The sequence below is a fragment of the Flavobacterium sp. TR2 genome (genome assembly GCF_025252405.1).
In the GTDB taxonomy this organism is placed as follows: domain Bacteria; phylum Bacteroidota; class Bacteroidia; order Flavobacteriales; family Flavobacteriaceae; genus Flavobacterium.
This window is the reverse complement of the sequence record NZ_CP104307.1, coordinates 4,585,145-4,605,734: the sequence shown is the minus strand read 5'-3', so window position 1 is coordinate 4,605,734 and position 20,590 is coordinate 4,585,145. Positions and strand designations below refer to the sequence as shown.

Annotated in this window: 17 protein-coding genes; 3 read left to right on the top strand and 14 right to left on the bottom strand. The window is 35.8% G+C overall.

Annotated features, from left to right (window positions below):
• Positions 1-21: 21 nt before the first annotated feature.
• The 3 genes from N4T20_RS19620 to truA all read right to left on the bottom strand — a co-directional run bounded on the left by N4T20_RS19620 (position 22) and on the right by truA (position 4,182).
• Complete coding sequence (locus tag N4T20_RS19620) at positions 22-1,593, bottom strand: histidine kinase (RefSeq protein ID WP_260670752.1); 1,572 nt, start codon at positions 1,591-1,593, stop codon at positions 22-24.
• Between the two features lie 16 nt (positions 1,594-1,609).
• Positions 1,610-3,364, bottom strand: a complete 1,755-nt coding sequence (locus tag N4T20_RS19615; RefSeq protein WP_260670751.1) for an ABC transporter ATP-binding protein — start codon at positions 3,362-3,364, stop codon at positions 1,610-1,612.
• 83 nt (positions 3,365-3,447) lie between these two features.
• Positions 3,448-4,182 carry a tRNA pseudouridine(38-40) synthase TruA gene (truA, locus tag N4T20_RS19610; protein WP_260670750.1) on the bottom strand — a complete coding sequence of 245 codons (735 nt, stop codon included), beginning with the start codon at positions 4,180-4,182 and terminating at the stop codon, positions 3,448-3,450.
• 783 nt (positions 4,183-4,965) lie between these two features.
• Between truA and N4T20_RS19605 the strand changes: the two genes are divergently transcribed.
• Positions 4,966-5,460, top strand: a complete 495-nt coding sequence (locus tag N4T20_RS19605) for a metallophosphoesterase family protein (RefSeq protein WP_260670749.1) — start codon at positions 4,966-4,968, stop codon at positions 5,458-5,460.
• Here the strand turns inward: N4T20_RS19605 and N4T20_RS19600 are convergent, their stop codons facing one another.
• The 3 genes from N4T20_RS19600 to N4T20_RS19590 all read right to left on the bottom strand — a co-directional run bounded on the left by N4T20_RS19600 (position 5,461) and on the right by N4T20_RS19590 (position 7,606).
• Entirely contained in the window at positions 5,461-6,375 is a 915-nt protein-coding gene (locus N4T20_RS19600; RefSeq protein WP_260670748.1) for a sensor histidine kinase, read from the bottom strand. It lies immediately after the preceding gene.
• Between the two features lie 12 nt (positions 6,376-6,387).
• A complete protein-coding gene (locus N4T20_RS19595) occupies positions 6,388-7,047 on the bottom strand; it encodes a response regulator transcription factor (RefSeq protein ID WP_260670747.1) in 660 nt (219 codons plus the stop codon).
• Between the two features lie 148 nt (positions 7,048-7,195).
• Positions 7,196-7,606, bottom strand: a complete 411-nt coding sequence (locus N4T20_RS19590) for a DUF4293 domain-containing protein (protein WP_260670746.1) — start codon at positions 7,604-7,606, stop codon at positions 7,196-7,198.
• 187 nt (positions 7,607-7,793) lie between these two features.
• Between N4T20_RS19590 and rho the strand changes: the two genes are divergently transcribed.
• Positions 7,794-9,611, top strand: coding sequence for a transcription termination factor Rho (rho, locus tag N4T20_RS19585; protein WP_260670745.1), 1,818 nt, complete (start codon positions 7,794-7,796; stop codon positions 9,609-9,611).
• Between the two features lie 163 nt (positions 9,612-9,774).
• Here rho and N4T20_RS19580 read toward each other — a convergent pair whose 3' ends face one another.
• The 4 genes from N4T20_RS19580 to N4T20_RS19565 all read right to left on the bottom strand — a co-directional run bounded on the left by N4T20_RS19580 (position 9,775) and on the right by N4T20_RS19565 (position 13,156).
• Complete coding sequence (locus tag N4T20_RS19580) at positions 9,775-10,791, bottom strand: M28 family peptidase (RefSeq protein ID WP_260670744.1); 1,017 nt, start codon at positions 10,789-10,791, stop codon at positions 9,775-9,777.
• 9 nt (positions 10,792-10,800) lie between these two features.
• Positions 10,801-11,775: a DUF3667 domain-containing protein gene (locus tag N4T20_RS19575; protein ID WP_260670743.1), complete on the bottom strand. Its 975-nt coding sequence runs from the start codon at positions 11,773-11,775 to the stop codon at positions 10,801-10,803.
• 45 nt (positions 11,776-11,820) lie between these two features.
• Positions 11,821-12,594 carry a dienelactone hydrolase family protein gene (locus N4T20_RS19570; RefSeq protein WP_260670742.1) on the bottom strand — a complete coding sequence of 258 codons (774 nt, stop codon included), beginning with the start codon at positions 12,592-12,594 and terminating at the stop codon, positions 11,821-11,823.
• A 109-nt stretch (positions 12,595-12,703) separates the two neighbouring features.
• Positions 12,704-13,156, bottom strand: a complete 453-nt coding sequence (locus N4T20_RS19565) for an Lrp/AsnC family transcriptional regulator (RefSeq protein ID WP_260670741.1) — start codon at positions 13,154-13,156, stop codon at positions 12,704-12,706.
• A gap of 223 nt (positions 13,157-13,379) precedes the next feature.
• Here N4T20_RS19565 and rocD point away from each other — a divergent pair, with 223 nt between their 5' ends.
• The gene (gene rocD / locus N4T20_RS19560) at positions 13,380-14,633 is read left to right on the top strand and encodes an ornithine--oxo-acid transaminase (protein WP_260670740.1); all 1,254 of its coding nucleotides are present in this window, start codon (positions 13,380-13,382) and stop codon (positions 14,631-14,633) included.
• A gap of 165 nt (positions 14,634-14,798) precedes the next feature.
• Here the strand turns inward: rocD and N4T20_RS19555 are convergent, their stop codons facing one another.
• The 4 genes from N4T20_RS19555 to N4T20_RS19540 all read right to left on the bottom strand — a co-directional run bounded on the left by N4T20_RS19555 (position 14,799) and on the right by N4T20_RS19540 (position 20,521).
• A complete protein-coding gene (locus N4T20_RS19555; RefSeq protein WP_260670739.1) occupies positions 14,799-16,415 on the bottom strand; it encodes a sulfatase-like hydrolase/transferase in 1,617 nt (538 codons plus the stop codon).
• Positions 16,416-16,595: 180 nt separating this feature from the next.
• On the bottom strand, positions 16,596-17,312 hold the full coding sequence (locus N4T20_RS19550) for a thioredoxin domain-containing protein (RefSeq protein ID WP_260670738.1): 717 nt from the start codon (positions 17,310-17,312) through the stop codon (positions 16,596-16,598).
• A gap of 12 nt (positions 17,313-17,324) precedes the next feature.
• Positions 17,325-18,377, bottom strand: coding sequence for a sterol desaturase family protein (locus N4T20_RS19545; RefSeq protein WP_260670737.1), 1,053 nt, complete (start codon positions 18,375-18,377; stop codon positions 17,325-17,327).
• Positions 18,378-18,604: 227 nt separating this feature from the next.
• Entirely contained in the window at positions 18,605-20,521 is a 1,917-nt protein-coding gene (locus N4T20_RS19540) for an arylsulfatase (RefSeq protein ID WP_260670736.1), read from the bottom strand.
• Positions 20,522-20,590 lie beyond the last annotated feature (69 nt).

The following is a 20,590-nucleotide window of genomic DNA, read 5'->3' as shown; positions in this document are numbered from 1 at the left end:
AAAGGAGTGAGTGGCTTTTTTTTAGGAGTGAATGGATATTAATGGAAGAATACAAACAAAATAGCCATCTTTTTCTGATGTCTTAAATTCTGTTTTTAGATAATAATTGTAAATACGCTTTAGGTAATTTAACCCAAATTTGGTACTTGGCTCTGCAGTCAACTTCTTTTGAAGATTATTGCTGATGATAACCTGATCTTCTGTAATCAGGATTTTTGTAGTAAGAGGGCTTTCCTGAGTGGCTTTATTATGCTTAATGGCATTTTCGACCACAATCTGAAAAGCAAGATAGGGGATGTGTTTGTGTAATGCAGTTTCGTTTTCAATTTCGATAGAAAAAAATAATTCATCTTTAAAACGGGTCTGCTGCAAAAAGATATATTTTTCGATAAATAATAATTCGTCCTTCAAAGGAACAATGTTCTTTTCTGGCGGATCAATTAAATAACGATAAATGCGGGATAGGTTTAAAGTAAATTTCTGTGCAACTTTAATATCGCTACCAATCAGCATATAAAGCGAATTGAGCGAATTAAATAAAAAGTGCGGATTAATCTGCTCTTTTAATTGCTGCAACTGGATGAGCGCTTTCTCTTTGATGATTTTTTCGTTCTCAACCAAAAGTTTGTTCTTCTCTTTTATGACAATTCCCTTTTCTCGGTAAGCGCGTCTGTTGGCATACGAGAAAAGATAAAAAATCAAAAGCAGCATTATGGTCGTAATCGAATACGTTAAAGTCGAATACCTTTTGATGACTGCTACATTTTCATCAACAAAAATTTTAGGAAAATTGACGCAGATAAACCAGTTAGTATTTTTGACATCTAGTTTTTGTGTATAACGAATTACATCTAGCTTTAAAAACTCAGACATGGTAATTCTTTTTGCAAAATCTTCATTCTTCTGGAAAATCGTATCAGAAGAAACTAACGACGAAATTTTAAAAATGTTTTTTCCAATAAAAGCAGCTTCGGGATGGTAAACGCAAGTCCCTTTTTTGTCAAAAACAAAAGCGTAGTTTGAAGCTGTTTTGTCTATTTTAGAAAAATAAGTATGAAGCAATCTGAGATTAATGTCATAACCATATTTTACAACCGTATTATCATCAGAAACTAATCTGAAAAAAATACGCCAAACCAATTCTTTCCCCTGACGGACAACGATACTGATGTGCTTCGCGTTTTTATTTTGTAGCAGAAAAGTTTTTAGATCATTTTTGGTCTCATTAGAAATGCCTTTTTTTCCGTATTGAATCGGATTTTCATTAATCTGAAACCAATTATCCTCAATTAATCTATTGCTGGCTTGCAGCAGCGACATAAGCTGCAGATTATTATGAAGATTTGTGGCGTTGCTTATTTCTAAAACGTGCTGGATTTTTTTCTCCTGCTCCAGAAACTTAGAAAATTCTTCAGACATGAACTCCTGCTTTTTAATTAAAGTGCGCAGCGAAGCATCGTCATTGGCTTTTTCGGTCAGATCTGTAATCAGATTACTCAAAATGTAAACTGCCGAAACTGTAATGAGAATCGATACAATAACGTATATTAAAAAAGCACGTCTAGAAGTAATATTTTTTAACCTAAATTTCAAAAAGCAACATTATGACTTAATTTGCCACAGCAAATTGCGAGTCATACAAATTTTTATAGTAGCCATCAGTTTTAAGCAATAGCTCCTGATGGGTTCCTTGTTCAACAATCAATCCCTTATCCATCACCACAATTTTATCTGCATTTACAATTGTTGCTAATCTATGTGCAATAATAATAGAAGTTCTTCCTTTTGTAATCGTTTCTGTTGCACGCTGAATCATTTCTTCAGAATACGTATCGATCGAAGAAGTAGCTTCATCCAAAATCAAAATACTTGGATTGCTCACGTAAGAACGTAAAAAAGCAATAAGCTGGCGCTGTCCAGAAGAAAGCATAACGCCTCGCTCTTTTACATCAAAATCATAATTATCCGGAAGGTTCATAATAAAATCATGAACACCTATTTTTTTCGCGGCATCAATTACCCTGTCTCGAGTAATTGCCGGATTGTGCAAAGTAATATTATTGTAAATCGTATCGGCAAACAAAAACACATCCTGCAAAACAACAGCAATTTGTTTTCTAAGAGAAGCCAAAGTGTAGTTTTCGATATTTTCGCCGTCAATGCAGATTATCCCACTGTTGATTTCGTAAAAACGATTCAATAAATTAATGATCGTCGATTTACCTGCACCCGTAGACCCCACGATAGCAATAGTCTGCCCAGCCAAAACCGATAAATCAATTCCTTTAATAACTTCCTCTTCTGGAATGTAGCTGAAACGAACGTCCTTAAATTCGATGCTTCCCTCAAAAACAGGAGCTTCAATTGTTCCTGTATCCTGAATATGATCTTGAGTGTCAATAATATCAAAAACACGATTGGCAGCAATCATTCCCAGTTGCATCTCGTTAAACTTATCTGCAATTTGCCTCAACGGATTAAAAAGCATTCCGATAAACATGGTATAAGAAAATAAATCTCCAAACGTGGTAAAATGATCTCCATTCAAAATTCTAAAACCGCCATACACCACAACCAAACCTAAAGTGATAGACGAAATAATATCGGCGATAGGGAAGAAGATGGAGTTGTACAAAATAGTTTTAATCCAAGCGACTCTATGTTTGTTGTTGATTTCTTTAAAGTTTTCGGCTTCGATTTTTTCGCGGTTAAAAAGCTGCACGATTTTCATTCCCGTTACGCGCTCCTGTACAAACGAGTTCATATTCGCAATTTGAGTTCTCACTTCTTCAAAAGCTACTTGCATTTTGCGTTGGAAAATTCTAGTGACATAAACCAAAATCGGCATCGCAATCACAACGATCCAAGTCAGTTTCCAGTTCATGTAAAACATAAAAATCAAGACCACAACCATTTTCATCAAATCGCTTATAATCATAAACAGACCTTGGCTGAAAATACGAGCAATCGACTCAATATCCGAAACGGCACGTGTAACCAATTGTCCAACTGGCACCAAATCAAAATACTTCATTCTAAAACTCAGAATATGCTGAAAAAGTTTGGTTCTAATATCTTTTACAATGTCCTGACCAAGCCAGTTTGCCCAATACACAAAGTAAAACTGAGAAAAGACTTCCATAAGCAAAACCACCCCCATCAGAATGATGTACAGCAGCAATCCCATTTTATCGTGGGTTTTGATATAGCCGTCGACCGTTTCTTTAAGTAAATAAGGACGAAGCGCGGCAAAAATAGACAGCGAAATAGCAAAAATAATTACGCCGTAATAGCGCCATTTGTAAGGGCGGGTATATTTTAAAATTCGTTTGAATAATCCTGTGTCGAATGCTTTTGCTTTCATTTGTTTTTTCAAGCTTTAAGCTTTAGGCTTTAGGCAATAGGCTTAACACTTAGTGCTTAAAGCCTATAGCTTATTGCTTATAGCTATAAATAATCGTAATAAATATTGGTCAAATATAAACCATGTGCCGGGACAGAAAACCCCGCTTTTTCTCTGTTTTTGCTGGCAATAATATTTTCAAAATCTGCCAGGGTGATTTTGTGCAACCCTATATTAATTAGAGTTCCCACAATTGAGCGAACCATATTTCTTAAAAACCGATTTGCCGAAATGGTAAAAATCAGCTTTCCGTCCTCCTGTTTCCAAAAGGCCTCAAAAATCGTGCAATCAAAAGTGTTGACATCAGTATTAACTTTTGAAAAACACTGAAAGTTGGTATGATTCAATAATAATTGCGCGGCTTCATTCATTAAATCCACATCAAGTTTCTGTGTAACATACCAGCTCAATTCCTGTAAAAATGGGTTTTTGAAGGTATTGATATGATATTCGTAAGTTCGCTTTGTAGCATCAAATCGGCAATGCGCATCATCATGAACTAGTTTAATGTCAAAAATAGCAATGTCTTTTGGCAGATACGAATTCAATTTATAAACTAAAACCGGAATATCCAAAGTCTTTTCTGTGTCAAAATGACCGTACATTTCACTCGCATGAACACCAGTATCTGTTCTTCCAGCACCCATAATGCTGATAGTTTCGTTTAATAAAACCGAAAAAGCCTTATTTAAAGTTTCCTGAACTGAAGAAGCATTTGGCTGTATCTGCCAGCCATGATAATGTGTTCCGTTATAAGCGAATTGAATAAAATATCTCATTTTAAGGGACAGAGGTTCTGAAATGCAAAGGTATGAAAAAAAGCTTCTAAGATGTTAAGATGCTAAGGTGCTAAGGTTTTTTCTTTTTTAGGGGCAAAGGTTCAGAGTTGCAAAGAGGCAAAGGTTTTTTATCATACATATCTGTAGAGACGCATTGCAGTGTGTTTAACATCAAAGTTTTTTCTTTTTTAGAGGCAAAGGTTCAGAGTTGCAAAGAGGCAAAGGTTTTTATTATGCATATCTGTAGAGACGCACTGCAGTGCGTCTAACATCAAAGTTTTTTCTTTTTTAGAGGCAAAGGTTCAGAGTTGCAAAGAGGCAAAGGTTTTTTATCATGCATATCTGTAGAGACGCACTGCAGTGCGTCTAACATCAAAGTTTTTTCTTTTTTAGAGGCAAAGGTTCAGAGGTGCAAAGAGGCAAAGGTTTTTATTATGCATATCTGTAGAGACGCACTGCAGTGCGTCTAACATCAAAGTTTTTTCTTTTTAGAGGCAAAGGTTCAGAGGTGCAAAGTTGCAAAGGTTTTTTATCATGCATATCTGTAGAGACGCACTGCAGTGCGTCCAACATCAAAGTTTTTTTTAGAGGCAAAGGTTCAGAGTTGCAAAGAGGCAAAGGTTTTTTATTATGCATATCTGTAGAGACGCACTGCAGTGCGTCTAACCAATAGATATAAAAACATCTAAACGTGAACATAAAAACGAAAGACGCACAGCAGTGCGTCTCTACAAAAACCTTTGTACCTTTACACCTCTGAACCTTTGCACCTTTAAAAAAAAAATGACTAAAATTCTTCTCCTTTCCGATACTCACAGCCACATCGATGACACAATTTTAAAATATGTTGCCCAAGCAGATGAAGTCTGGCACGCTGGAGATATTGGAGATTTGAATGTTACGGATACGATTAAAAAACTAAAACCATTAAGGGCAGTTTACGGAAACATAGATGATGCAAAAGCAAGATTAGAGTTTCCGCTAAATAATCGTTTTTTCTGTGAAAACGTATCTGTTTGGATTACGCACATTGGAGGTTATCCAGGAAAGTATAATCAAAATGTTAGAGAAGAATTGGCTTTGAATCCGCCAAAACTTTTTATCTGCGGACATTCGCACATTTTAAAAGTCATGTTTGATAAAAAGAACAACCTACTGCACATGAACCCGGGCGCGGCAGGAAAAAGCGGTTTTCACAAAGTGAGAACCATGCTTAGATTTGTGATCGATAATGATAAAATAAAAGATCTCGAAATTATTGAAATAGGAGCGAAGTGATTAATGTGGCAAGGGAATCTGAATTTTTATTTTAGTTCCCTGATTCTCTTTTGAAACAATTGACAGCGAGCCTCTGTATTTTTTTATTCTAGCTCTAATTCTGTTTAAGCCAAAACCTTCTGCTTCTTTTAATTTTTGGGTTTTAAAGCCAATTCCGTCATCATTAATGCGCAGAATTAATTGATTCTCTTTTTCGTTCAAAGAAAGTTTTGCTTTTTTGGCGTTGCTGTGTTTGGTGATATTGCTGAATAATTCGCTGACAATAAAATAGATTTTCATTTCAAATTTTTCGGCATATCTTCTGCTGGTGGGAATAGAACTTGAAAATTCAAATTCAATGGCAGAATTGGAGTTCTTTTCGCATAAATCTTCTAAGGAATATATTAATCCAAAGCGCACCAAAAGCGTCGGAACAAGATCGTGAGACATATCTCTTAAGAGTTCATGAGCTTCAGATAAAATGGCTTTTGCCTTCTGTATTTCGTCCGATTTTATATTATGCTGTGCTGTAAATGTATTTAAATGCAATCCTGCTGAAGATAATAGCGAATTGATATTGTCATGCAGAAAAGAAGCAATTTTTTTGTGCTCTGCTTCTTGAGAGTCTATTCCAGAATTGATGATGTCCAGAAGGATTTTCTGCTTCGTGTCTTTTCGTTTTATTTTTTGCTTTAGTTTGCTATTTTGATATAAAAAGTAAAGCAAAAGAAAAATAACTACAGTAAGGATAATAGACAGGCTGACGATTTTTTTATTTTGCAGCTGTTCCGATTTGCCAATAGGTTTAGGCGCAGTGGTATGGACAGCTTGGGTTTTCAGCGCCTTTGCATCTACAGTATCTTTTGGCTGTGCAATGTGAGCTCCCTTAACAGCGAAAAATAATAATAAAGTGATGAAAAAATGTAAACCAGGCATATATGCAGCTGTTTAAGGATTAATCAAATTGTTTTTAAGAGCATATTTTACTAAACCGATTGTACTTTTTATATTCAGCTTTTTCATGATATTTTTACGATGTGTTTCGACCGTGTGCGAACTAATAAAAAGCTGTTCGCTGATTTCTTTTCCGCTGTATTCCAAAGCAATCAAAATAATGATTTCAATCTCTCTCGGACTTAAAAGAGGATTTTCAACTACAGCATTACGGTTTAATTTTGGATTGTCCATAAAGGAATTGAAGATTTTTTTTCTAACAGCGTCGCTAAAATATTCCTGACCCTGATATACGGCTTCAACCGCCTCAATAATGTTTTCGCCAGCACAATTTTTTGTCAGATAGCCTTTTGCTCCTAGTTTCATCACTTCCTTAATGATCTTTAAATCGTCGTAGCTGGATAAGATAATGACTTTGCAAAGCAGCTTTTTTTCATTAAATTCTTTCAGGGTTTCAATGCCATCTTTTTTAGGCATACTGATGTCTAAAATCAAAACATCGGCTTGATCTTTTACAACATCTTCGTAAACAGTAGTGCCGTCTAGAGAAGTTCCTGCTACTTCAAAGTTTGAAACGGTTTGAAGTAAGTTGGATAGTCCATCAATTAAGACCTGGTGATCGTCTGCAAGATGGATCCTTATTTTTGGTGTCATGATTATTTGAATTTGAAAATGCAAATTTATCATGGAAAGCACATTTTTATTATGCTCTTTAGGTCTGATTTATATTATAATAGGGTAAAAAAAAACCCGAATCAAAATTCGGGTTCTTCTTCGCACAAAATAAACTAAGTTTATAGGTTTACCTCAAACGATCAACAGATTTTACAAGATCTTCGTCCTTTTTGATGGCCTTATTAGCTAAAACTAATAACACGATAGCAACAATCGGCATGAACATCCCAATACCTTTCTCAGAGACTTCAGTCCCTCCAGATAAATTTAGTGATCGATATACAAATAATCCTAATAAAATTAAATTTAATATGATGTTCAGTCTGTTTAGCACAAACTGATTTTGTCTCTTCTTAAATGAAATAATACTGATAATGCTTAGCATAGTGGTTAAGCCTAATAAAACAGTATAAAGCTGGTCCTGCATAAAAAAGAATGGCTTTCCTGCACTAGTTGTCCAAAGCGGAATAAAAAGCATTAAAATGCCAGTTACAGCAAAAGCTAGAAATATATATACAGTCTGAATTCTTTGTATCATGATCTAAAAATGTTTTACAAAAATATATTTTCTTTTTTTAAAATACTATTGTATGATAAAATTTTATTCGTATTATTGCATCATAATACCGTAAGCACTTCATACTGCGGTCAATTCAATTTCAAATTAATTATCTACCTATTCTTTTTACAGTATTCCTTAAAATAATTAAATTCATAGAACATTCATGTTTGATATTTCTGCATTAAAAGAAATGAAGCTTTCTGAGCTTCAAGAAATAGCTAAATTAGCTAAAACAATAAAGATTACTGGTGTCAAAAAAGAGACTTTAATTAGTCAGATTTTAGCACACCAAGAAGCATCTATTGCGCCAACGGAAACTCCAAGAACTGAAACAGCTGCAGAAATCAAAGAAGAGAAACCAAAGCGTACTAGAATTGCTCCAGCCAAAACAAAAGCAGCAAATACCAAAAATACTCCCGTTTTAGAATTTGATAAAGTAGAGGAAACTGTTCAAAAAAACGATAGTGCTGAAACAGCTGAGCCAATTGCAGAAACGCCGGCAGCAGAAGCACAGGGAAATAAAGCATCAGCAGCAAAAAAAGAGCCTAAAGCTGTAAAATTCAATAAATCGGCATACGAGAAAAAAGTGGCTCTTAAAAAAGAGAAAGAGACCATAAAAGAAGCGGCAGCTGAAGAAACAGCAGAGTCAATTCCATCAGAATCAATTCCATCAGAATCAATTGCTTCTGAGCCAGTAGCTGAAACAGCAGAAAAAACTCCACAAATTGCTCCTGCAAAAAAGATCAATCCGAATCAGAATCAAAATCAGAACGGGAATGGCAATGGAAACGGAAATCATAACAATCAAAACCCTAATCACAAGAATAAAAAGAATAACAATAATTTCAGGGATTCAGACTTTGAATTTGATGGAATTATCGAGAGTGAAGGCGTTCTTGAAATGATGCCAGACGGTTATGGTTTTTTACGTTCATCAGATTATAATTATTTAGCTTCTCCAGATGATATTTATTTATCAACTTCACAAATCAGATTGTTTGGTTTAAAAACTGGAGATACCGTAAAAGGAGTGGTTCGCCCTCCAAAAGAAGGAGAAAAGTTTTTCCCGTTGGTTCGTGTGTTAAAAATTAACGGACACGATCCGCAAGTGGTTCGAGATAGAGTTTCTTTTGAACACTTGACACCGGTTTTCCCTTCAGAAAAATTCAAATTAGCCGAAAAAGGCAGTTCTATTTCGACAAGAATTATAGATTTGTTTTCACCAATAGGTAAAGGTCAGCGTGGTATGATCGTTGCACAGCCTAAAACAGGTAAAACAATGCTTCTTAAAGATATTGCAAACGCAATTGCAGCCAACCATCCAGAAGTTTATTTGATTGTTCTTCTTATCGACGAACGTCCTGAGGAGGTTACTGATATGCAAAGAAGTGTTCGCGGTGAAGTTATTGCTTCAACTTTCGATAGAGAGCCGCAAGAACACGTAAAAATTGCCAACATAGTATTGGAAAAAGCAAAACGTCTAGTTGAGTGCGGTCACGATGTAGTGATTTTATTAGACTCTATCACTCGTTTAGCAAGAGCTTACAACACTGTTCAGCCAGCGTCTGGAAAAGTATTGAGCGGGGGTGTTGATGCGAATGCATTGCAAAAGCCTAAACGTTTCTTCGGAGCTGCTAGAAATGTAGAAAACGGAGGATCGTTAAGCATCATCGCTACAGCATTAACAGAAACTGGTTCTAAAATGGACGAAGTTATCTTCGAAGAATTTAAAGGAACAGGTAATATGGAGCTTCAATTAGACCGTAAGATAGCCAATAAACGTATTTTCCCTGCAATCGATCTTACGTCTTCAAGCACACGTCGCGATGACTTGTTGTTAGACGAAAAAACACTGCAAAGAATGTGGATTATGCGTAAATATCTATCAGATATGAACCCAGTAGAATCTATGGATTTTGTAAACGATCGTTTCAAGAAAACTAAAAACAACGAAGAGTTTTTGATCTCGATGAATGATTAGAATAGGAGCAAAGGCTCAGAGGTTCAAAGTTACAGAGGTTTTACTAACTTTAAGATAATAAATATAAAGTAACAAAAAAGGATAAGCTAAGCTTATCCTTTTTTTTGTTTAGAAGTCAAAGTTTAGAAACCTTTGCAACTTTGCAACTTTGAACCTTTGAAGTTTATTTCTTATCCACCACAGGTCTATTTTCTCTATTGGCTAACTCCCATGCTACAACAAAAGCCAGTTTAGTTCTTTTGGTCAAAGCATCGTATTCAATTTTTTGAGGTTCGTCACCTTTTCCGTGGTAATCTTCGTGAACTCCGTTGAAGAAGAAAACAGAAGGAATGCCATGTTTAGCAAAGTTATAGTGGTCAGAACGCTCATAGAAATGATTAGGATCTTTCGGATCGTTAAATTTAAAATCTAAGTCCATTTTGATGTATTTGTCGTTTTGAGCTACAACAGCATTATGCAAATCAGATGATAATCTATCAGCACCAATTACATAAACATAATTGTTTGTATTAGAATGCTCAACATCGCGACGTCCGATCATGTCAATGTTGATGTCAGCAATTGTATTTGCAATTGGAAATAATGGATTTTCAGAATAATAGCGTGATCCGTGCAAACCATGTTCTTCGCCAGTTACGTGAAGAAACAAAATAGAGCGTTTTGGTCCGTGGCCCTGTTTTTTTGCTTTAGCAAAAGCCTTAGCCATTTCCATAACTGCAACAGTTCCTGAGCCATCATCATCAGCTCCGTTATAAACTTCGCCATCTTTGATTCCCACGTGATCGTAGTGCGCAGAAATTACCAAAATTTCATCCGGTTTTTCAGTGCCTTCAATGTAAGCCCAGATGTTTTCTGAATCAGGCAGGTTCTGATTGCGTTTTCCGTTCATAAACGCAGCAGGAACAGGCTGGTAATAATCTGAGGCTCCTTTTGGGAAAGAGATTCCATTTTTTTTGTATTGCTCAATCATGTAAAGCCCTGCTTTTTTCTGTCCTTTAGAACCGGTTTCACGGCCTTCCATTTCATCAGAAGCAACTGTATAAAGCATTTTCTTAAGATCTTTTTCGCTGATTGCCTTAATATATTTTGAAGGATCCGAATTGTCTTTAGATGCTGTCGACTGCGTAGTTTTACATGAGTACGCAGTAACAATTAAAAATAAAATGAGTAATTTTTTCATTCTAAATAGTTAGTGTAAATTAATAAATGTGTAAAGAACGTACAAAATGAGTAAAAATAGTATAAAAAGTGAGTTTATTACGAAGAGCATAGCGCTTTTAATAAATGACACGATTCTAGATTCGCCATAAAAACGATGGTGAGCTGGATAAAAATAGTAACACATCCAGATGGTTCCCGCAAAAGTGATTGTGCCTGAGATAAATGATAGCAAATTGTTTTCTCCAAATAGCCCTAAAACTCTGTCAATGACAAACATGATAAGGAAAATCAATAAGAGGAACGAAAAATAATGGAGCGTGAAAATTCCGTGGTCAAAATAGTACCATTTCTTTTTGTTGTGAAAAAGCCACAAGAAAAAAGCAAAAAACGGCATGATGATAAAGAGAATTTTAGGGAGATTATGAAAAAAAGCTTCTACGAATTTTTCATAAATTTCTTTTTTGGTGTATTTTTCTGTAACGTGAATTGCTTTTTCAGAAAACCAATAAGACGAAGCGTTCAGCTTCTCGCTTTCTTTTCCATATTTTTGAATCGAATCAATTTCTTTCATCGTTTTAAAGTGAAAATATCTTTTGTCTTCCTTTCTGCTTATGCTTATACTATCAGTAGCTTTAGAAATTTCTTTATTCAGTGCTTCCTCACTTTTATCAATTTGCTCATTGACATTATTTGGAAACATTGCAATCAATAGAAAAGTAATAAAACTGATGAAAATATACAGTCGAACTGGCGCAAGATAAGACAAACGTTTTCCAGAAAGGTATTCTTTTGTAAGTGTTGAGGGCTTGAACAGAAGATTTTTTATGGTTTTCCAAAAGGCATTTTCATAATGCGTCAAATCTTCGAAGAAATGAACAAATAAATGATGAAAAGTTTTTCGGCTATCGCTGTTTTCCTGTCCGCAGTTTGGGCAGTATTTCTGCTCCACTACGTGCCTGCAATTTAGACAAGTTTTGTCTTCTCTAATTTTATTATGTGACATTGGTTTGTGTTAAATGATTTGTTCTTGGGTATCTGTTTTTAGAAATTATTTTTTCAGGACTTCGTTTAAGAAAAGCTGTAAATGGTCAAAAGATCTTTTTGCTGCTACAGCGTTATATGCAGCGCCTTTAGAATTGTCATTGCCTGCTTCTGGATTAGTAAAAGAGTGAACGGCATTGGCATAATAAATCATTTGCCAATCTGCTTTGCCATCACGCATTTCCTGCTGAAACGATGTGATTTCTTCTTTAGAAACAAACGGATCATCTGCTCCATGACAAATAAGAACTTTTGTAGAAATTGGCTCATTTTTTCTGCTGTCATCTTTTCCTAAACCTCCATGGAATGAAGCAATACCTTTTATGTTCAAATGACCTCTTGCGGCTTCCAAAACTCCAGTTCCACCAAAGCAGTAGCCAATAGCGACAATATTATCTGCATTAGCTCCAGATTTGATTAATTCTTGAAGAGCGGCATTTATTCTTTTTTGATAAACTTGATAATTTGTTTTGTAAAAACCAGCCTGTTTTCCAGCTTCTCCCGTATTTTTAGGATAATTTCCTTCGCCATAGATGTCGGCGATAAAAACGTGATAGCCCAGTTTAGACAATTCTTCGGCGATTCCTTTAGAAGCATTGTCGATTCCAAGCCAAGCTGGCAGCAGTAAGATTCCTGGATTGTTAGCGCTTTTTTCAGCAGATTTTATAAATAAGCCATTCAATTTTTGGCTTCCATCGCTATATTTTACTGGTTTTAATTGCGCATTCATAAGATTTGAAAATAAGATTGCACTGAATAAAATGAGTATGGGATTTTTCATGATTTCTTCAATTTTTAACAAATATCAGAAATATTATGTTACAAAAAAACCTCACAAGTAAATTCTTGTGAGGTTTGTAACCCATATTGTAAAAGAATAATTTTTCTTTTTACAATGATATATTTCGTTTAAAAGCACAGCCCAATTCTACAATAGAATCGGTTTTGTCAATGCCAGGAATTCCATCAATTTTCTCATACAGGATTCGGCGCATATGCTCGTGATTTTTGGCAATGATTTTTATGTAAAGCGTAAAAGAACCAGTTACATAATAGCATTCGGTAATCTCGGGAATTTCTTTAAGCGCTTCAATAATTCTTTCAGAATCAGAATCTTTGTTTAATGTGAGTCCAGTAAAAGAAGCCCAGTCGTAGCCAATTTTCTTTTCTTGAATAATTGGTCTTATTCCGCCAATTACACCTTGTTCAATCATTCTGTTAATACGCTGATGTACCATTGTATTTGATATTTTTAGATTAGTGGCGATCGCAGAATAAGCCATTCTTCCATCTTTTTCTAATTCTTTTAGGATACTAATATCAAATTCGTCTAATAATTCCATTCAGTAAAAATCGTTTTAAAATTGAGTCTTTTGCGATTCATAAAAGTAATTCTTTTTTTTAATAAACAGGCATTGAATCATATTTCTCAAAAATAAATATGCCTTTTTTGAGGTGTGTAAATTTAAGTTTTGACTTTTATTTTGTTATATTTAAGTCAAAATATTGTTTTTTGGATTGTTATTGGTTTAATTTTAATATTTTTGCAGAAATAAAAAGCATATTATGATAAGTACAGAAAAAACACTTTCGTCGAAATCAGAAATTTTGATTGAAAAAGAAAACAAATATGGTGCTCATAATTACCATCCACTTCCAGTAGTTTTAGAACGAGGTGAAGGCGTATATGTATGGGATGTTGACGGAAAGAAATATTATGATTTTTTATCTGCTTATTCTGCAGTAAATCAAGGGCATTGTCACCCTAAAATTGTAAACGCAATGGTAGAGCAAGCTCAAAAACTTACTTTGACTTCTCGTGCTTTTTACAATGATAAGCTAGGAAATTACGAAGAATATGTAACGAAATATTTTGGTTTCGATAAAGTTCTTCCTATGAATACGGGTGCCGAAGCAGTTGAAACAGCGCTGAAAATTTCTAGAAAATGGGCTTATGAAGTAAAAGGAATTCCAGAAAATCAAGCCCAGATTATTGTGTGCGAGAATAACTTTCATGGAAGAACAACGACTATCATTTCATTTTCTAATGATGAAACGGCACGCAAAAACTTTGGGCCTTTTACAGATGGTTTCATCAAAATAGAATACGATAATCTTGAAGCGCTTGAAAATGCTTTGAACTCATCAAAAAATATCGCAGGGTTTTTGGTTGAACCAATTCAGGGTGAAGCAGGAGTTTACGTTCCTTCTGAAGGTTATTTGGCGAAAGCGAAAGCACTTTGCGAAAAACATAATGTACTTTTTATTGCTGACGAAGTTCAGACTGGAATTGCACGTACTGGAAAATTGTTAGCAGTTCATCACGAAAATGTGCAGCCTGATGTTTTAATTTTAGGAAAAGCAATTTCTGGCGGAGTTTATCCGGTATCTGCAGTTTTATGCAATGACGAAATCATGAATGTGATCAAACCGGGACAGCATGGCTCTACTTTTGGAGGAAACCCTGTTGCTGCTGCTGTAGCGGTTGCTGCTCTTGAAGTGATTAAAGACGAAAAACTGGCTGAAAACGCAGAACGTCTGGGAGTAATTTTGAGAGAGGGACTAAATAAAATAGCTGAAAAAAATAATTTGATTACGCTGGTTCGCGGAAAAGGTCTTTTGAATGCCATTGTCATCAATACAGATGAAGAATCTGATCTGGCTTGGGAAATTTGCTTGAAATTTAGAGATAACGGATTATTGGCAAAACCAACTCACGGAAACAAAATCAGATTGGCGCCGCCTTTGGTAATGACCGAAGAGCAAATTCTAGAATGTCTGCAAATTATTGAGAAATCTTTGAATGAATTTAAAAAATAACACTCCTTTTTGGGGTAAAACGAAAAAGCAGCAAATTAATTTGCTGCTTTTTTTGTAGACCATTTCATTTTTATTAAAAAGCGATTGCCCTGACAACAATCGCTTTTTTTATAATTACTTAAAATATCAAAAAAAGTAATTATTTCGTTGGGTTTCAACTTAGGCTTACAAATCAACAAAGTATTTCTGTTTGCCAAAATCGAATTCATAATAAGTTAAATTGGGCCAAAGTGGTTTAATTAAACCTTTTTCCCAAGTTTGCAGCGCAGTTTGCAATTCTTTTACTTTTTCTGGATGTTTTTGTGAGAGGTCTGTTATTTCAGATTTATCAGAGGCAAGATTATAAAGCCATTTTTCATGCGTTTTTCCGCTGATGATTAGTTTCCAGTCACCGCTTCTAATGGCTTTTGCATCGCCAGAGCGCCAATATAAATCTTTGTGCGCTACTTTGTTTTCATTTATTGTTTGAATTAAATCTACACCATCATAAATACGGTCTTTTGGTAATTCAGAACCAATAGCTGATGCGATTGTTGTAAAAATATCCAAAGTGCTTACAGGGTTTTTGTAAACGGTATGAGGTTTTATTTTTCCTTTCCACGAAAGCGCAAACGGAACATTGATGCCGCCTTCAAAATGAGAAAATTTGCCGCCTTTAAGAGGTGCATTTGTTGTCGCAAAAGTATAATCGGCACCGCCGTTATCACTGACAAAAATGATTAAGGTATTTTCTTCAAGACCTTCTTTTTTGACTTTTTCGCGAATTCTTCCAATGGCATCATCCAAAGCGCTGATCATGGCAAAATAGACACGTTTGTTTTCGTCTTTTACATTCGGGAAACGATCGTAATATTTTTTTCGAACTTGAAATGGCGTGTGAGGAGCATTAAACGGAATGTAGAGCAAGAAAGGCTTGTTTTTATTTTTATCAATAAAAGCTTCTGCTTCTTCGGCAAACTTTTCTGTCAAATAGGCTTTTTCATCAATAATTGTAGTGTCTCTGCGAATTTGTCCAATTCCGACACGGCCATTGCCCCAAATGGTCTTATCTGTAAAATCTTTATGATGATGATTGATAATATCTGGATCATCTTCGGGAGCAAAAAGCGAAAACGCCTGATAAAATCCGTAATGATAATCGAAACCTCGATCTAAAGGAAAAAATCCTTTGTTGTGGCCCAAATGCCATTTTCCGATAATTCCTGTGCTGTAACCTTGCCTTTTGGCTAAATCGGCAAAAGTGATTTCAGATTTAGGGAGTCCTTGCGTTTTGATAGAGGCCTCGTTTGGATAATCGATCTTGTCATTTAATTTCCAACCGTCCGTTTTGATTAAATATTTAAAAGCATAATATTCAAGATTGTTTTTAGGATAGCGATCTCCGGGCTGATATTCATGTCCAAAGCGTTCTTGATATCTTCCTGTGATCAGTCCTGCACGTGAGGGCGAGCAGATTGCGGCAGAGGCGTAACCGTCTGTAAAAGTAGCTCCTGAAGCTGCTAGAGAATCGATTTGGGGTGTCGGTGTCGATTTTCCGCCGTAAAGCGAAATGTCGTATTTTCCTAAATCATCTGCGAGGAGAATAATAATATTGGTCTTTTTCCCAGTAACGGAATCTTTAGGTTTTGAAGCTAAAAATTCTTTTTTCCCTTCTGCCAGTTTTTGGTCTTCTTTGATTAAAGTGCCATCCGTATTTATCGGCCAAAATAAAAATGCTGCCAGAATGAGAAGCGCTATTAAAATGGGAACAGCAATTTTGGTTATTTTTTTATAGGTTGCCATAGTATGGTTTTTGGTTGGTTTTTGAGTAACCTTTCTCAAGGTTTTAAGATTTTGATAAAGGTTTACAAGTATTTTTTGTCATTCCGAGGCTTCTCCCGAAGTCTCGGGATCGCTCAGCCTGACAAGCAGTGCACTGATTAACTTTGTCAAAGTTTAAAACTTTGACAAAGTTTGAAATATCTATTTCGAAACCAGTGCTACATCAACTTCGTTCTTCAAATCGTTGATGCCTTCTTTCTTAAAAACGATTTTTCCGTTTTGATATAAAATCAAAGTAGGGAAAACTTTTACGGTTTTTAAATCGGCAATAACTTGCGGACTGTCTTCTAGCTCAATTTCTACGATTTTTAAGTTTGAACCATATTCTGATCTAATGGTTTCTAAAAGCGGTTTGACTTTTTTACAGGCGCCGCAGTATTTTGAGCCAATATCAACCAAAACGGTTTTATTTTCAGCAATGATTGTATTGAATTCAGCCAAAGACAATTTGCTTTTTAGGTTGGAGTAAAAAGGTTTTCCGTTTCCAATCCAATTTGCAATTCCGCCTTCCAAACTATAGGCTTCTGAGAAACCGTTTTTTAATAGTTCTTTTTCTAAGGCGACACTTCTGCCGGCTCCGATAGAATAAATAAAAACAGGTTTTGACTTATCTAATTTAGCAACAGATTGCGCATAATTTTCAGACTGAAGATTAAAATTTACCGCACCTTCAATATGATTCAATGCAAATTCTTCAGGCGTTCTCGCGTCAACAATCTGTGGATTTTTTTGACTTTTAATTTTCGAATAAAAAGAATCCAGAGACAATGAGCTATGGATTTCATTTTGAGAAAAAGCAGCAACTGTCCATAAAAAGACAATTGCTGTTATGCTGGTTTTTAGAATTTTATTTTTCATAATCGAGAAGTATTATACTCTTTCTAATACTGGCGCAGGGGTTTCTTCAGCAGCCTTAGGTTTTAACGGAAGTGACAAAACGCCTTCGGCAAGAGAACTTCCTTCTTTTTTAGATTTAAAAATCGGCCAAAGAAACTGAGCGTACCATTCTTCTTGTTTGTACGATTTTGTTCCGAATGATTTTGGATATTGGCGAGTAATCAATCCTGTTCCGAAAATGACATCCCAGATGAAGAACATATTTCCGAAGTTTCCTTTGAAATGTCCTACACCGTCTCCGCTTGTGTCTGCGTGGTGTGCATGATGCGTTGCAGGAGTAGAAATCAGTCTTTCTAAAACCCACGCAATTGGATGCAATACTTTGTATTTGTAAAAAGGTTTATCCCATGGAATGCTGGAGTGCGCTCCTAAAGTGATGAAACTTTTGATTACTAAAACAAACAACGCAGGAAGCCCTAAACCTAAATACGTTAAAGTCGCCGTCAAATAAATTTGAGAGAAGAAAACCGTATAAATAAAGTTTTGTCTAGAAGCCATTGCCATTCCCATGTATGGAGCTGAATGGTGCGTTCTATGAAAACGCCACAAAAAAGGAACCTGATGATGCAATCTGTGATACCAATATTGGGTTAAATCGTCTGCAATTGCAATTAAGAAAAAACCTCCCCAAAATGGGACCCACGATAGTGAATTAGCCAAATTTGGCAATAGATAAGGCAAAGCGGTTAAGCTGAAAAATGCAATTACAGGAGGCAAAAGCAATTTTGGAGCTAAGAAACAAACAATGTCAATTTTGCGTTCTTCGCCTGTCCATTCATCATCGTATAATCCAGCCGCAAATTCAATGATTCCTAAAACGATCATAAAGACTGTTAGCCCCCAAGTTCTGATGTTAGCAAAAACAGGTTGGGCAAATTCTAAAAATGAAGGAAGCGTAATATGCGATTCGCTTACAGCTCCGCCTGTTAATTTAAAATAAAGGTAAATTGCCACAACAGGCAAACTGTAAATGAAGAAACTTATGGTTAAGTCTCTCGTTAATTTTTCTTTTTGAACTATTGCCATGATTTCTTATTTTAAAAATTGATTTACTACTGCTAGTCCGCCAGCAAGAATGGCCAGAGGAACTAAGAACAAGATTATCCCAACGACAATCTTTTTTCCGATAATTTCATAATCTACTCGTTTCATAATCGTTCATTTTATGTCCTGCAAGGTTTTTTAAACCTTGTAGGTATTTGTTTTTTTAGTAGAAACCTACAAGGTTTGGAAAACCTTGCAGGTTATGTATTTTAGTTATTTGTTCCTCCAGGTTTTGTAGCCTGTTTGATCAAGTCAGAAACTGTTTTTCCTTTGTCGGCACCAGTATTATGGATTCTTCTGTTGTAAACATCCTGCCAGTCAATCAATGGGTATAGATTGTTTTCTTTGGCTTGCTCGTCAAATAATTTTTGAAGTTCAGCCAGTTTTTCAGGATATTTTTTCGCCAGATTATTACGTTCGTTAAAATCTTCGTTTAGATTGTACAATTCCCAAACATCTGTATCAAAATTGCTTGGAGCGGGTTTCTCGTTATTGCCTAAAGATTTTTTCACAGCAAAAGAATCTGGCAAATGCGCGGCAGAAGCTTTCCATCCGTCTTTATAAATGGCCCTGTTTCCAAAAATGTAGTAGTACTGCACTTTATGCAGCGATTCTGCTTTAGGATTATCTAAAGAAGCTTGAAATGATGAACCTTGAATAATGTCTTGTTTGATTCCTTTGATATATTCTGGCGCTTTAATTCCAGTAATGGCTAAAGTAGTAGGAAGCAAATCGGTTACGTGGCTGTATTGGTTTCTAATGCCGCCTTTGTCTTTAATTCCGTTTGGATAAAAAACAATCAATGGGTTGCGAGTTCCGCCTTCTGAATGGGCATCTTGTTTCCAGTTTTTGAAAGGAGCATTTGTTGCCTGAGCCCATCCTAAAGGATAATTGGTGTTTAAACCTTTTGCTGTTCCGATTTCCCCAATATTGTTCAAATTGCTTTGAAAGTTCTCTTCGTCTGTTTTTCCTTGAGCAAATAAACTCTGATTGATTGTTCCTTGCAAAGTGCCTTCTTTACTTGCGCCATTATCGCCAATGGCCACAAAGATTAAAGTATTGTCAAGCTGTCCGCTTTGTTTTAAATAATAAACAACTCTTCCAATTTCGTAATCGGTATACGTCAAGAATCCAGCGTAAACTTCCATGAATCTAGCGTATACTTTCTTTTGGTCAGGAGTCAGTTTTTTCCATTCTGTAATTAAGGCGTTACGATCTGGAAGTCCTGCGTTTTGAGGAAATATTCCTAGTTTCTTTTGGTTAGCCAAAACTTTTTCGCGGTAAACATCCCAACCTTCGTCAAATTTGCCTTTGTATGGTTCAACCCATTTTTCTGCTACCTGATGAGGTGCATGAACTGCTCCCGGTGCATAATATAAGAAAAATGGTTTTCCAGGTGCCGCTTTCTGCTGCTTCTGAATGTAGCTGATGGCTTTATCAGTAATTAATTCATTCAAATGGCGCCCATCTGGTTTTATATGAACTTGATCTTCTACCAAATCAGGATTGTATTGGTCGGTTTGAGAACCTAAAAATCCGTAGAAATGATCGAAACCTTTTCCAGTTGGCCATCTGTCAAACGGACCTGCATCTGTGGCATCTTCGTCTGGCGTAACGCCATATTTTCCAACGGCGAAAGTATTATAGCCATTGTCACGCAAAATCTCTGCAATGGTTCCTTTATCAGAAGGGATTCTACCGTCCCAACCTGGGAAACCTGCTGATAAAATGGTGTGCGAAAATCCGCTTACATGAACTCTTCCTGAATTTCTTCCTGTCAATAATGCTGCACGGGTAGGAGCGCAAATTGCAGTTGTATGGAAGTTTGTGTAACGTAAACCATTGTTTGCCAGATTATCAAAAGTAGGCGTGTTGATTAAACCTCCAAATGCGCTTGAAGCTCCAAATCCTACATCATCCAATAAAATCCAAACCACATTCGGAGCGCCTTTTGGTGCCGTAACGGGATCTGGCCAATATTCTTTGGAATCGGCCAAAGTTTTTCCTATGGTTCCTTTAAATTCTGTATTTTCTTGTGCAAATCCTAATTGAGCAATTAAGAAAGCGGTAAGCAAAAGCCCCTTCTTAGAGCCTTTGATTGAGATGCTATTTTTTAAATTTTTCATAGTGTATAATTTTTTTAGTTAAAAGGTTTTCAAATAATATTTTGTTTTTTTAGGAGCTAATCCCGCTAT